Origin of the sequence: Marinicella marina, assembly GCF_030065545.1 — a bacterium.
GTDB lineage: Bacteria > Pseudomonadota > Gammaproteobacteria > Xanthomonadales > Marinicellaceae > Marinicella > Marinicella marina.
Map to the genome: position 1 here is coordinate 124,054 of NZ_JASJNC010000010.1, position 14,979 is coordinate 139,032.

The following is a 14,979-nucleotide window of genomic DNA, read 5'->3' on the forward strand; positions in this document are numbered from 1 at the left end:
AAATATGACAAACCCACAAGAAAAAGCATCAGTATTACCCTTGCGAGATGTGGTGATCTTTCCCGGCATGGTGGTGCCACTGTTTGTAGGCCGTGAAAAATCGGTATTGGCATTGGAAAGTGCCATGAAAACCAATTCACCAGTGGTCTTGGTGGCACAAAAACAGTCTGAAATTGATGACCCACAGGCCGATGATGTCTATGAAATTGGGACGCTCTCATCAATCCTGCAAATGGTTAAGCTGCAAGATGGCACACACAAAGTGCTGATCGAAGGTAAGGTGCGGGTGCAAATCAAAGATTTAGAGGACACCGATTACTTCAAGGCCAATTACACAGAATTGCGCAACGCCGATGCGGTGCCTGACAGCGAAGGCACGGCTTTAAGAAGGGCACTGAAAGAACGTTTCAAAGACTACGTTCGCAAACACAAAAAAATTCCCAAAGAAATCACAAACAACATCAGCAACATTGATAATTTGTCAAAACTGACTGATACCATCGCAGCCCACCTGGTGATTAAGCACCAAGAAAAACAACGTTTGTTGGAAATGCTGGATGAAAAGGAACGCTTAGAACACATCCTGGCTATGATTGAAGCAGAGCTTGAATTGATTGTTATGGAGAAAAAAATTCGTGGCCGAGTCAAAGGTCAAATTGAGAAAAATCAGCGCGAGTATTACCTCAATGAACAAATGAAGGCAATCAAAAAAGAATTGACTGATATCGATGATTCCAATTCTGAGTTTGCTGATTTAGAAAAGAAAATAGCTGAAACCAAACTGTCAGATTCAGCCCGTGAAAAAGTTGATTCTGAGTTCAAGAAATTACAAATGATGTCCCCTATGTCAGCTGAGGCGACTGTGGTCAGAAACTACCTGGAAACGATCCTCGGTTTACCATGGCAACAGCGCAGTGACCTGAAACTTGATTTGGCTTATGCGAAAAAAGTTTTGGATGAGGATCATTATGGTTTGGATGAAATCAAAGAGCGCATTCTGGAATATTTAGCGGTACAACAAAGAACCCCTAAAATGAAAGGTGCCATCATGTGTTTGGTAGGACCGCCAGGTGTGGGTAAAACTTCACTGGGTAAATCAATTGCCAAAGCGACAAACCGCAAATTCAGCCGTTTTTCCTTGGGTGGTGTATCAGATGAATCAGAGATACGTGGACACCGCAGAACGTACATTGGTTCTATGCCTGGCAGAGTCATACAGAACATTGCTAAGACCAAAAAATGTAACCCGGTTATGATTTTGGATGAGCTGGACAAAATGTCACGTGATTTCAGGGGCGATCCTGCGGCAGCACTTTTAGAAGTACTGGATCCAGAACAAAACAGTCATTTCACCGATCACTATTTAGAAGTGGATTTCGATTTGTCTGAAGTAATGTTCATAGCCACTGCAAATTCATTGAATATTCCTGCACCATTGCGTGATCGCATGGAAATCATTCGTATCCCTGGTTACACAGAAGAAGAAAAAATTGAAATTGCCGTACGCTATTTGTTACCAAAACAACTCAAAGCACACGGTTTAAAGAAATCTGAAGTGAAACTGAGCAAAGCAGCAATCAAAGACATTGTGCGTTATTACACCCGTGAATCAGGGGTCAGAAACCTTGAGCGAGAAATTGCCAAGATATCTAGAAAAGCCGTTAAACAATTACTGACTGAAAAATCGCTAAAAAGCATCAGCGTATCAGTTAAAAACTTGAATGATTATTTGGGCGTCAGAAAAGTCAGTTTTGGTGTGGCTGAGAAAGCCGATGAAGTGGGTATAGTGACAGGTCTTGCTTGGACTGAAGTAGGTGGAGATTTATTGCAGATCGAAGCGGCTGTATATCCAGGTAATGGCAAATTGAATTTGACCGGTCATTTAGGCAACGTGATGAAAGAATCCATCCAAGCAGCTTTGTCAGTGGTCAAATCCAGAGCGGCTTTGTTTGGTGTTGATGTCTCTAAATTCAGCAAACATGACATCCATGTCCATGTGCCCGAAGGAGCCACTCCTAAAGATGGACCCAGTGCCGGTATTGGTATGTGTACAGCACTGGTTTCGGCATTGAGCAATAACCCTGTTAAATCTGCTATTGCTATGACCGGTGAAATCACTCTGCGTGGTCGAGTACTGGCAATAGGAGGTTTGAAAGAAAAGCTTTTGGCAGCGCTGAGAGGCGGTATCAAAACAGTCATCATTCCTAAAGAAAATGAAAAGAATTTGGCTGAAATGCCTGAACAAATCACCAAAAATTTGAAAATCATTCCAGTACAATGGATTGATGAAGTGCTGACCTTGGCTTTATCGCAAAAAATCAAGCACATTGAAACCATAGATGAGCCAATTGAAACAAAAAGCAAGGATGTTGAAGTCATTAACAATGACACCAATATCAATAATGAGAAAAGTCATTAAGTGAGAGTGCTTAATGGCTTCTTTTTAATATTTTTATTAACAGTTCCGGCTAAATAAACCCCCTGATTGAGAAGATAAAATGCTTGCTTCTGAGAGCCAGTTATGGTTCATAAATATGCTGTAATAAAAGTCAAAAAAAATATTAAAATATTATTAGCAAAACACGCGCAAACTGTTATACAATGCGCCTTTCTTGACGATATGTCATTTAATAACAATCACTAAACGAAGGAGATTTAGAATGAAAAAACAAGATTTTATCAAAGCTGTTGCTGACAGTGCTAACGTATCTCAATCAACTGCTGCAGACTGTTTTGATGCTGTTGTTGGAACTATCACAGAATCTTTACAAAAAGGCGAAAAATTGACTTTTGTTGGCTTCGGAACATTTGCTGTTAAAGAGCGTGCAGCAAGACAAGGTCGTAACCCAAGAACAGGTGACACCATCCAAATTCCAGCAGCTAAAATTCCATCATTTAAAGCTGGTAAAGCGTTAAAAGACGCTGTAAACTAACGCCCCTGAATCGGGTGCTTAGCTCAGCTGGGAGAGCATCGCCCTTACAAGGCGAGGGTCGGGGGTTCGATCCCCTCAGCACCCACCAGATTCGGAGCGGTAGTTCAGTTGGTTAGAATACCGGCCTGTCACGCCGGGGGTCGCGGGTTCGAGTCCCGTCCGCTCCGCCACACAAGAGAAGGGTGTCATTAAGACACCCTTTTTTTTTATAACAAAAAAGAGCATGGCTCTGTTGAACTGTAATCAATCAATTTCATACTTTAGTGACTGATTAACAGTTCAAAATTAGAAAAATTTCAAGAGTGATTTATTATGATAACTTGGATTAGAAAAAAATCTTCTGGTTTGTTCATGACCATAGTAATGGGTTTGTTGATTATGGCTTTTGCCCTGTGGGGTGTCGGAGATTACTTCAATCAATCAGGCAGTGATGATTTGGCTACGGTCAATGGTGAAGTCATTTCATTTTCAGAATTTACAACTGGATTTTCAAATTACCGCCAAAGCATGTTGCAACAATTTGGTGAGGGTTTTGATCCCAGCTATTTTGATTCGCCAATCTTAAGAAGAAATTACTTAGAATCAATGATAAACAGCGAGCTTCTGCGTCAGGTTGCTAACCAAAATGGTTACACGGTAACCGCTCAAGAACTCAGAGAAACCATTGAAGAGGCGCCATCATTCAAAGATGCAAACGGTAATTTTGATAAAACATTGTATGCTGCCTTTCTGGCGCAGACCAACCAATCCGCACAAAGTCTTCAGGCTAAATTAGCAGCTGAACAAGCCAGCCAAGTGCTTTCTGGCATGTTTGATCAATCATCATTCATTACCCCTTTAGAAGCCAAACAAATGGCTCAGTTGAACAAACAAACCCGCAGTGTTGAATACATCACTGTTTCCCCCGAACAGTTCAAAGAAACTGTAGAGGTCACCGATGCAGAGATTGAATCTTACTACCAAGATAATTCGAGCCAATACATGACAGAAGAAATGCTGTCAGTTAATTACATTGAATTATTGGCTGATGACGTGGCTGCCACTATCGAAATAGACGAAGCGGATGCCTTGCAATACTATGAAGATAACCAAGCAGGTTACGGTCTACCAGAACAGCGTAAAGCGGCTCATATTCTACTCAATGATGATGACGATGCTGAAACTTTGCTACAAGAAATCCAAGCTAAATTAGCTGCTGGAGAAGATTTTGCAACATTGGCAGAAACATATTCTCAAGACCCAGGTTCAGCATCTAACGGTGGTGATTTAGGTTGGGTCTCTCCCGATGACATGGTTGCTGAATTTGATGAGGCATTATTCGCTATGGAAGTAAACACCATTTCAGACCCGGTGAAAACTCAATTTGGCTACCACATCATTCAATTGAATGAAATCAAAGCCCCAGAGTTGGAAGTTTTTGAAGCAGTCAGAGATGAGATCGTTAGTGCTTTGCAAGCCAGAGAAGCAGATGCATTATTTGTTGATACTACTGCCAGTTTAGCTGTCGATGTATTGGATGCACAAAGTGGTTTAGAGCAAGTGGCTGAAAACAATGGTTATGAACTTAAAACCACTGAGTTATTCACCCGTGCTGGTGGTGAAGGTATTGCAGCAAATCCAGATTTTATTGAAGCAGCGTACTCGGTTAATGTCAAAGAAGGCACTTTGAATTCTGAAATGATTTACATCAATGACACCCACGTGGCATTTTTACACTTGAATGAGTTGAAACCTGCGGCATTGAAGCCATTGGAAGAAGTCAAGGATTCAATAGTTGTTGCATTGACCAATCAAAAAGCCGCTGAAGCGGCAGATGCCTTAGCCAATGAAATCCTTACCCAAGTCGAGAGTGGTGAGTCAACCTTAAGCGAACTGGCGACAGCCAAAGAGTTGGAGTTAGTTACCAATGAAGCAGTCACAAGAACCGGCTCCTCTTTACCTTTTAACTTGGCCAAAGGTATTTTTGATCTGGGTCGCCCAGCAGCGGGTGAAACATCAGTTCATGTATTAGATGGTAACGCAGATGATGCGGTTGTGCTTAATTTATTGGCAGTCAAAGAAGCTGATTTAGATGCCATTGAAGACATCACAACTGAAGCGGCTCAGTTGACTCGTAACATCAAAACCAACGAACAACAATTGATCATCCAAGCGCTGCGTCAAAACGCAGATGTGGTTATCAATGAGAACTTGTTGAGTCAAGCCAATCAATTCTAATTATTTATTCAAACCCTAAAAAAAGGAGCCATTGGCTCCTTTTTTTTGTTTACCAATATTTTTTAATCTTGGTATTTTTCTTGGTACCTTTCGTATAACTGTTGTTGTCTTGTGTGCAACTCAATCGGCCTGCCATCAATATAGGCCTCTTTGATTAAGTTTCCTCGCATGTCCAAGGCATCACCCTCACTGATAAAAAACGTCGCACTCTTACCCAGCTCAAGTGAGCCATAATCCTTATCTATGCCTAATAATTTAGCCACATTCAAAGTGATCATGCTCAATGCCGTTTCTTTGTCATTACCATAAGCAACCGTGGTACCAGCAGTGAACGCCAAATTCCTAGAGCTCATCGAGCCTGGGTAACTCAAGGCCGTTAAAATACCTGCCTCATTCAGCTTTGCAGCCAGCGCATAGGCATTGTCCACTGAGTCATCAGTGGTTTGTGGTAAAGCGTGGACAGAATCCAAAATGACACCAACACCAGCTGCTTTGATAAAGTCAATGATTGGCTCTACGCCTTGGGACGTCACCAAAACAGGGTGCTTTACGCCCAATGCTTGAAAGTAACGGATGGCTTCTATTATCGCTTTGGGGTTGTTGCTGTGAATAAAGACGTTTTTCTTACCGGCCAGTACTGCTTTGGCTGCATTAAGTTTGATGTTGTTGTTGCTGCTGTCGGCTTTGGCGTCGCTGAACAGTGATTTGATTTGTTCAACTTTTTGTTGGTAGTTTTTGTCTTGTCTCAGTTGCATGGTGAAGGTACTCCAATCAAATCGATTGGCCCATTCAGCTGGCCAGTTTACATGCATGGCATCATCCATTTTAACGGCAGCATCTTCCCAGTTCCAAGCATCTAGCTGCACCACAGATGAGGTGCCACTGACCAGTCCGCCAGTGGGAGTGGTTTGTGCCAATAGAATACCGTTGAAGCGCATGGTTGGTATGCGTTCTGAATCGGTGTTGTAAGCCACAATACTGCGTACATTGGGATTCAGCTGGCCTGTTTCTTGGCCATCAATAGAAGCCCGTACTGCATCGATTTCAGCCAAACCAAGGTTGGTGTTGGCTAAAATAAAGCCAGGGTAGATGTGTTTGCCTTTTAAGTCAATTTCATTGCCTGTCAATGGGGCTTTGTAGTAACCAGCACGCACAATTTTGCCGTCTTTCATGGCCAGTTGAGCGTTTTCAAGTACTTTGCCATTACCAACGTGGATGTGGGCATTGATAAAGATTTTATCAACAGCCTCTTTGCCAGGAGCTGGGGTCAAAGCTTGTGCAGTTAAGGCCATCAAAGACAGGCCCATTGTCATTATTGTTTTTTTCATTGAACCGCTCCAGTAAAGAATAGGTGGTCGATGTGTTGGTGCCCAGTGATGCTTTCACATTCATAGGTTTTCATCGGCTTGGATTGAAATGGTGCCTTGGCACCTTTGCTGTTTTTGGTCAAGTCAATCAGACGACTGCGTTCTGCTGCAATGGTTTGTTCAATTTCGTCTTGTTGTTCACGATCATAATAAACCACCCCTTCAACCATAGTCTTCTCAGCCTTGGCATAGATTGAAAGTGGGTTATCCGACCACAACACCAAATCAGCGTCTTTGCCAACTTTGATACTGCCTACGCGATCATCAAGACGCAACAATTTAGCTGGATTCAAGGTGACCAGTTTCCAAGCTTCTTGTTCCGATAAACCACCGTACTTGATTGATTTTGCGGCTTCTTGATTCAAGCGGCGTGACATTTCTGCTGAATCTGAATTGATCGCAGTGACAACGCCTGCATTGTTCATCAGGGCTGCGTTGTAGGGAATGGCGTAGTTGACTTCCCATTTGAATGCCCACCAGTCTGAGAAGGTAGATGCACCAACACCATGTGCTTTCATTTTATCAGCGACTTTATAACCTTCTAGGATGTGCGTGAAGGTATTGACATTAAAGCCAAAATCCTCAGCCACGTGCATCAGCATATTTATTTCAGACTGTACATAGGAATGGCAGGACACATACCTTTCTTGATTGATCACTTCTAAAGTGGCATCCATCACCAAATCTTTGCGTGGCGCTGTGGTTTTTTTCTTGGCCCGTGAACTGAGCTTGTTGTAATCTTTCCAAGCTTTCTCATAAGCCTGGGCTTGGGTAAAGGCATCACGATAAACCTGTTCCACACCCATTCGAGTCAAGGGGTAGCGGATGGATTCTTGGTTGCGTGAACGTTTGACATTTTCACCCAAAGCAAACTTAATAAAGCCCTCAGCACCATCTATCAATAAATCTTCAGGATGCTCAACACCCCATTTAAGTTTGATCAAAGCCGATTGACCTCCAATTGGGTTGGCAGAACCATGTAACAACTGAGCCATGGTTACACCACCTGCTAAGTTGCGGTAAATATTGACATCGTGTGGGTTAATGGCATCTTTCATTCTGACCATAGATGAGTTAACTGCAATGTCATTGACTGAAAGCAATGCTATGTGTGCATGTTCATCAACAATACCGCTGGTTAAATGCATGCCTGTGCCGTCGATGACACGCTGCTCTTGTTTGGCAGACAAGTCACTGCCAATACTTTTTATTTTGCCGTTGACTACCAATACGTCGGTGTTGGTTAAAATGCCCTCATCTTCATTGGTCCAAACTGTGGCATTTTTGATCAATACCGAGTCATTATCATCGCCTTCAATCAAGCCATACGCATTGAAAGGGAAGGGGATGCTGGGTAATTCTTTGCTACTGGGCGTGGTCTTGGCCTTGTCATTATCTGCATCATCATCGTCGGATACTTTGACATCACCCAATCGCGTCATTTGCCAATCATCGGCATCAACCGCTACAAACGCACGGTTATCAATGGCGCCAAAAAACTGCTGTTCATCATCCTCATCAGTTACAGTCAAAGTAGCAAAGTTGCCAGCTGCTTTGATGTTGTATTTCACTTCATCCTCTTCATCACTGGCAGCTAACTTGATTTTCCCTTTTTCAGTGGTTAAGTTAAATTGATAACTTTTATCACCCTGTGTCAGTTGATAATGGCCTGATTTCATTTTAGGCAGGCCTTTGATGCTGTGTCTGATGCCAGCGGTCCAGGTTTCAGCCACCATTGCATCTTTGTGCAGCAGTGGTGCGGTGGTTACCACAAAGTTGGCATAGTGTCCTTCATCCAGAGAGCCCAGGTCATTTCTGCCAAGTATTTGTGCAGGAACTGAGGTAATGGCCTGTAACGCGCCGGCCTCACTCAACCCATGCTCATGTGCAGTGCGTAAGTCTTTCAAAAAGCTGTCTAAACCTTGGGGAGATGAGCTGGGTACCAAAGCAAAAGACACGCCTTGTTGTTCCAACAAAGCGGGGTTAAAGGGGGCCACTTCCCACTTCTTCAAATCTCGATAACTGACATTCCAAGCGTCTAACTCATCATTGATCTGAGGTGCTTTGGGTTGTCCTAAAGGCACAATCAAAGTTTGTTCAGTGGCTGAGACGGCAGCCAGATTTTGGTATGAGTCTCCTGATGTTTTCACCACAAACTTGGTACCAAATTCATTGGCGATTTTTTCTGCCAGTAAGGTTTGTTGCCAGTTGGCTGTGGTAATTATTTTTGGTAGCTTGTTGTTGGTGTTGATGGCGGCTAAATCAAAATCCAACATGTCATTTTGTTGTGCATACCATTCAGCATCCAGCCAAGTTTGTCGAATCAGTGCTACTGATCCCATTAAAGAGATGGGGTAATCTTGTTTCGATGAACCTTTATTGAATGAATAGTGTTGAGCTGCTTTAGCCTTTACCACACTGAGTTCCTCTGGTTGGTCACCCAAATGGGTCAACACCGCTGTACCCCGCATGATACCGTCTTTGCGGTGGCTGAGTGCATTGGTGAAGCCTTGGGCTCGCATTTTTTTATTGCTTTTGCTGTCGGTGGTGAAGAATTCTGCCGCATCGTATGATGCTTTGATGGCTTCGTTGCTGTTGTAAGCGCCTTGGGTGGTGCTGTTAATGGTTTCAGGGCCACCCCAACTGAAAGCTTCGCGTTTGGCAGCAGCAGGCAAGCCTACATTGCTGTCAAGATTAATGAAGCCCGGATAAATGTGCATGCCACTGTAGTCTTTGATGGTGGCCTTTGCGGGTGGGTTATTGCCTTTAGAAATATTTAATATGCGATCGTTTTGGATCAACAAAGTGGCATTTTCTATGGTTTTATTGGCGTTCAAATGAACGGTGGCGTTGGTCAAGGCCATAATGGTATTGCGGTTATCCACATTACCATTGGTGACATCAGTGGGAATTGATGTTGCCTGACCACTTGTGCTGCACGCGAGCGCAGCCAAAACAAATGGTTTCAGTTTAAGTTTCATTATTTACCTAATTTGAGTAAGCGAGTTAAAAGTTTAGAGGTGGTCACTGGGTCACGGTACATCCACGCATGATGCAAGGCGCGGTTGATTTCTGAGCCAATAAGGGTGTGAACTTTTTCTCCTTCTATCTGGACTTGTGTACCTGCATCGGGAGAATAAGTTAACTGCCAGCGATCAAAACGATCAGCTTGTGGCAATTTGTTTAAAAATCTATTGATGATTGTTTGGTTGAATTTGATTGATTCAGGACCTTCTAACTGTCCCTCAATCAATGCTTTGAAGTGTTTTTGAATTTCTGCTTGTGAGGTCGAAGGAGCCAGCCATTCAATCTCAAATTGAACCATTTGGGTGCCACTGCGGATGTCTTGTAGGTCGTGTATGCCCTTGGGTGCCATCAGATTGATTCGGTAAGGCGTTTTATAGCCCCAACTGATTTCAGCTTCGCCCAGTTTGACCCATTGGGTCGCATAGGCCGATTGGCAACTGATCATTAATACAGACAGCAGAAAAAATCTCATACATCATTATAAAAGCATCTGCGCTGATTTAACAATCGTATCAGTTAAAAATCACTCTGTGAATGGGATAAAAAGAAGTGGTGGCTATAGGTGGACTTGAACCACCGACCCCAGCATTATGAATGCTGTGCTCTAACCAGCTGAGCTATATAGCCACGAGAGCGCGAATTTTCTTATCAATCACGCTTTTTGTCAAGATTTTAATTGAAATAAATAGTGGTTTTTTATACTTTCAATGTTTCTGTGGTGTTGTGGAATCTGATGTCTGGGTGACGCTCTTGTGCCAACTGTAAGTTAACCATTGATGGTGCCAAATAAACCAAGTGACCATGTGCATCCTCAGCTAAATTCGCTTCATTTTTGTTGCGGAACTGTTGCATCTTTTTATCATCGTCGGCATCCACCCAGTAAGCGGTGCGGGTTTCTACATTTTCAAATATCGCCTCGACGTTGTATTCGCGTTTCAGGCGGTAAGCCACCACTTCAAACTGCAACACACCGACAGCACCCAGAATCAGCTCATTGCTGATTAATGGGCGAAAAAACTGGGTCGCGCCTTCTTCAGACAATTGCGCCAGTCCTTTTTGCAGTGCCTTGAGCTTCAATGGGTCTTTGAGTCTGGCTCGGCGAAATAACTCAGGAGCGAAACTGGGGATGCCAGTGAATTGCATGACTTCACCTTCACTGAAAGAATCTCCAATACTGATGGTGCCGTGGTTGTGGATGCCAATGATGTCACCAGGATAGGCTTTTTCTACTGTGCCACGCTCTTCAGCCATGAATGTCAGGGCATTGGGTATTTTGATGTCTTTGTTGGTGCGGGAATTTTTTAATTTCATACCTTGTTTAAAGACCCCTGAACAAATACGCATGAATGCCACGCGATCACGGTGATTGGGATCCATATTGGCTTGAATTTTAAAGACAAAACCAGCACATTTTTTTTCATCCGGCTCAACCACTCGTTCGGTGGTGGCGCGTGGTTGTGGTGCTGGTGCATTCTCAGCAAATGAATCCAGTAGCGGTTGCACCCCAAAGTTATTGATCGCTGAACCGAAGAACACCGGTGATAGTTCACCTTTGAGGTAGGCATCCAAATCAAACTTATGCGATGCACCTTCTACCAGTTCAACTTCCTCACGAAACTCATCAGCAGCAGTGCCCAAGGCCTCATCCAGTTCCTTGGAGTCCAAACCTTTGATAATGACAGCCTCTTGGGTTTCGTAGTTTTTACCGGCTTCATACAACATCACTTCATCATTGATAAAGTGATAAACCCCTTTGAGTCGTTTGCCCATGCCAATTGGCCAAGTGATGGGGGCACATTTGATTTTCAATACGTCTTCAACCTCATCCAACAAATCAATCGGCTCTTTGCCTTCGCGGTCTAACTTGTTGATGAAGGTATAGATGGGGGTGGTTCTCAAGCGACAAACTTCCATCAGTTTGATGGTCCTTTCCTCAACCCCTTTGGCACAGTCAATCACCATCAGTGCTGAATCAACCGCAGTCAGTGTGCGGTAGGTGTCCTCAGAGAAGTCGGCATGACCCGGTGTATCCAACAGGTTCATGGTGCGGCCTTTGTAAGGGAATTGCATGATTGAGGAGGTGATAGAAATACCACGTTCTTGTTCCATCGCCATCCAATCTGAAGTGGCATGTCGATCGGCTTTGCGAGATTTGACAGAACCAGCGACCTGAATGGCACCACCAAACAACAGAATCTTTTCCGTGATGGTGGTTTTACCCGCATCAGGGTGCGAAATAATCGCAAATGTCCTGCGGTTTAAATATTCAGCTTGTTGCTCTGACATGTGACACGCCCTCATTGAATCAAGCCGCGCATTTTATCAGAGTTCGCGTTGGCTGGCACGGCCGATTGCTGAAGATTTTTGGGTCTTTTCTCCAGGCGGTGGTACTGATTACCTGGGAGCCATAAATGTTTCGAAATAATTAATGCTGAATTCAGCTGTTTTATCAGCAGTAACAGCTAAGATATTCAGCCGACGATATGATTGATGGCTTTTAATTCGAATCAGATCAACATAAATCTGTTAGCAAAAAAAAGGGCTGCCATGTCAGGCAGCCCCTTGAATGGACAATTGGCTTATCAGAACGTCAGCCTGAAACCAGCAGTGATACTGCGACCTGGACGTGGTGCAATGTCTTTGATGAACGAAGCGTGTTCACGTATTTCCTCATCCAACAAGTTATCAGCACGCAGAAACACCAAAGTCTCAAATCGGTCATGGTAGTAGACCCAATTAACGTTCAAGTCTAATAAGTCATAACCTTCAGTGGGTAGTTCGAAATCAGCCACATCGTTCTGATCAGTCACACGGGTGTGGTTGATGCCGACATTCCAAGCGCCTCGATTCCAATTAACCTCAAGGCCATAACGTTCACTGGGAATGCGTGGTACATTTTCACCGGTGTTCAGCTCAGCTTCGGCACCATCAGCAAATAACCTGAAATCCCATTGGTTAGCGAAACTGTCCTCAAACTGGTAGCCCAAGTCCAACTCATATCCAGTGAAAGTGGCGTTTTGTTGGGCATAAATAAAAATTCTGGTTTCATCTTCTTCCAAACCGGTGTTGCGCAAGAAAATGTAGTCATCCAGTTGGTTATAGAACAAAGCACCACTGAAGCGCCAGCCATTGTTGCGGTATTTCAAACCAATGTCGAAATTGTTCGAGACTTCATGCTCTAAGTCTAAGTTACCAATTTCAATGGCATCAGTGGCTAAGTGAGGCACCAGCTCTTCACCCAATGGTTGGTTAGAAAACAATTCTTCAGCTGTGGCCATGCGGCTGGCTGATGTGAGATTGATGGGCAATGTCCAGTGATCGTTTAAGTCAAAAGTAGCACCCAATGAAATACTCAGGGCATCGTCATCAAAATCAGGGAAGAAATCAGAACTGATGGTTTGGTTGTCGTAGCGCAAGCCAAACTCAGCATGCCAGTTATCAAAGTCACGCTCTTCAATGGCAAATAAACTCCAGATTTGGGTTTCAGTAGGCAGAATATAAGCTTCTTCACCCAGGGCAGAGAAATCACGGTTGGTCCACTGAAAACCCCAAACACCCTCAAAGCCACCGATAGTGCCATGGGTCATTTCGAAGCGGAATTCATCGGCCTGGTTATCGAACATGGTGCCGATTTCATCACCTTCCAACTCCACATGCATGTAATCGGTGTTTGAGTAATGGGTTCTGAATTGACGGATAAAACTGTCATCGTCAAAGCGGTGTAGGCCTTTGATGTTAAATACTGATTTATCTAAATCAATACGGACAATTTCTTCTTCCTCTTCGTCATGCTCATGGTCATCATCGTCTTCACCTTTGGCCACGTTATCATCATGGTCATGGTCTTCTTCACCATGCTCATGCTCATGACCAGGGATGCCATAATTGCGGTTATAGTCAGAGTATGATATACCCCAGTAACCACGGTCTGTGACGCGTGATAAGCCCACATTGAAACCATCTGATTCAAGTGATGAGTTCTCTAACACGCCGAAGTCTTCTCCTTCTCTTTCATCATCGTGTTCACCTTCCTCGTGGTCTTCATCATGTCCTTCCTCGGCTTCATGATAAATTTCTGATTCAGCAAAGCCAGGAATTTCATAATCATCGGTTTGGCTGTTGAAATAACTGAAGTGACCCATCCATTCGTCGCTTAATGCGCCATTGATGGTGAAAACACCTGTTTGTTCACCCAAAGTACTGTCAGAGAAACGGCCTTCAATACCGCCAGTGATGCCATCAATCTTTTGTGTCGGAATCACTTCATCAACGACATTAACCACACCACCTACGGCACCGCCGCCATACAGTAATGTACCGGGGCCTTTCAAAACTTCGACTTGGGTGGCCAGCAGAGGTTCTGTGGTGATCCAGTGGTCTGGGCTGACAGATGCAGCATCTTGATTGGTGATGTTGTTATTAAGGATGGTAACACGCGGTCCTTGTTGACCTCGAATCACAACTTGACCCGCTCCCACACCGAAGCTACCGGAATTCACTCCGGTGATGCGATTCAGCGTTTGATCAATCGATAAACCGCGATCCAAGACCAAGTCCTCTTCGCTCAAGATCGCCACAGGTGTGGTCATGCGTAATTGGTTGTGTTCAAGTGGATTAGCGGTGACCACCAAATCATCTAAACGCAGGGCATCGATGTTAATCGACAAGGCTTGACCGTCATGGTTGATGTCGGTGTTGTAATGTTTGGCACGGTTGATTTCAATGTCCAACTCATAGGCACCTTCTGCCAAGTTTTCAAAAGTAAACTCACCGGCTTGGTCAGTGGTTGTTTCAAGTTCAGTGCCTTGGATACGAACCAGGACATTGCTGAATACCTGGTCTTGGTTATTGGTGATACGACCATTAAGATCGCTGCTGTCTTGCGCCCACAAAGCAGGGCTGATAAATAGGGTTAACAGTAACAAGTTTCTCATGTTGTTCTCTCAAAAATACAAACGTCGGTTTGTAAAAAATACACAAAATCATGCCCTTAGGCACAATCAATTAATCGGTTTTGTTGATTTGTGAATTATGAGTGTTGTGGTGGACCACGTATGAGATCAGTATGTTGAGTGGTTGGTTTGATGAATGCATTGAAGTTGCCGCTACACTTGATGGCAATGGCGGTTTCCATTGACAAATAAGTGGCTGCCGAGGCGGGCACAGCATCATCATTTGACTGGACATGGATACAGACTTCACAGGCTTCCACATCGTGTGACACTGCCGAATGCGCTTCGTGCGCAGTCAGAGCCAACAACAAGGCAAAAATAATGCTGTGAATCAGTTTTGTATTCATACCGCCATTTTGGAGTTATTTGTGAATATTTTCAATAAACGATGTCGTATTTATGTCAAATTCATGACTTTAGGCCTATTTTTAAGGCCGTTCTCATGTTTTGAGAATATCGTTATCTAAGCTGGCTATATTATTG

General features: G+C 43.8%; 9 protein-coding genes and 3 tRNA genes. 5 read left to right on the plus strand and 7 right to left on the minus strand.

Translation table 11 applies throughout. The features are described 5' to 3' along the window. Window positions 1–4 precede the first annotated feature (4 nt). The 5 genes from lon (at window position 5) to QNI24_RS14565 (ending at window position 5,150) form a co-directional block, all read left to right on the plus strand. Window positions 5–2,419, plus strand: coding sequence for an endopeptidase La (gene lon / locus QNI24_RS14545; protein WP_267177197.1), 2,415 nt, complete (start codon window positions 5–7; stop codon window positions 2,417–2,419). Between the two features lie 241 nt (window positions 2,420–2,660). Next, complete coding sequence (locus tag QNI24_RS14550; RefSeq protein ID WP_267177196.1) at window positions 2,661–2,933, plus strand: HU family DNA-binding protein; 273 nt, start codon at window positions 2,661–2,663, stop codon at window positions 2,931–2,933. Window positions 2,934–2,945: 12 nt separating this feature from the next. Next, window positions 2,946–3,021: transfer RNA gene (locus QNI24_RS14555), tRNA-Val, on the plus strand. A 5-nt stretch (window positions 3,022–3,026) separates the two neighbouring features. Continuing rightward, window positions 3,027–3,103 (plus strand) — tRNA-Asp (locus QNI24_RS14560). 142 nt (window positions 3,104–3,245) lie between these two features. Next, window positions 3,246–5,150 (plus strand): SurA N-terminal domain-containing protein, encoded by a 1,905-nt coding sequence (locus QNI24_RS14565; RefSeq protein WP_267177195.1) that lies wholly within the window; start codon window positions 3,246–3,248, stop codon window positions 5,148–5,150. Between the two features lie 62 nt (window positions 5,151–5,212). On the opposite strand, the gene QNI24_RS14570 is transcribed toward QNI24_RS14565, so the two are convergent. The 7 genes from QNI24_RS14570 to QNI24_RS14600 form a co-directional block, all read right to left on the minus strand. Next, the gene (locus QNI24_RS14570) at window positions 5,213–6,478 is read right to left on the minus strand and encodes an amidohydrolase family protein (protein WP_267177194.1); all 1,266 of its coding nucleotides are present in this window, start codon (window positions 6,476–6,478) and stop codon (window positions 5,213–5,215) included. Next, window positions 6,475–9,498, minus strand: coding sequence for an amidohydrolase family protein (locus QNI24_RS14575; protein ID WP_267177193.1), 3,024 nt, complete (start codon window positions 9,496–9,498; stop codon window positions 6,475–6,477). The genes QNI24_RS14570 and QNI24_RS14575 overlap by 4 nt, the downstream gene beginning before the upstream one ends. Further along, window positions 9,498–9,989, minus strand: a complete 492-nt coding sequence (locus tag QNI24_RS14580) for a chalcone isomerase family protein (RefSeq protein ID WP_283708754.1) — start codon at window positions 9,987–9,989, stop codon at window positions 9,498–9,500. Before QNI24_RS14580 ends, QNI24_RS14575 begins: the two co-directional genes overlap by 1 nt. Before the next feature lie 105 nt (window positions 9,990–10,094). Then, a tRNA-Met gene (locus tag QNI24_RS14585) sits at window positions 10,095–10,171 on the minus strand. 69 nt (window positions 10,172–10,240) lie between these two features. Then, a complete protein-coding gene (locus QNI24_RS14590; RefSeq protein ID WP_267177191.1) occupies window positions 10,241–11,830 on the minus strand; it encodes a peptide chain release factor 3 in 1,590 nt (529 codons plus the stop codon). Window positions 11,831–12,126: 296 nt separating this feature from the next. Next, window positions 12,127–14,478: a TonB-dependent receptor gene (locus QNI24_RS14595; protein WP_267177190.1), complete on the minus strand. Its 2,352-nt coding sequence runs from the start codon at window positions 14,476–14,478 to the stop codon at window positions 12,127–12,129. Between the two features lie 95 nt (window positions 14,479–14,573). Continuing rightward, window positions 14,574–14,843: a hypothetical protein gene (locus QNI24_RS14600; protein WP_267177189.1), complete on the minus strand. Its 270-nt coding sequence runs from the start codon at window positions 14,841–14,843 to the stop codon at window positions 14,574–14,576. Between the last annotated feature and the right edge of the window lie 136 nt (window positions 14,844–14,979).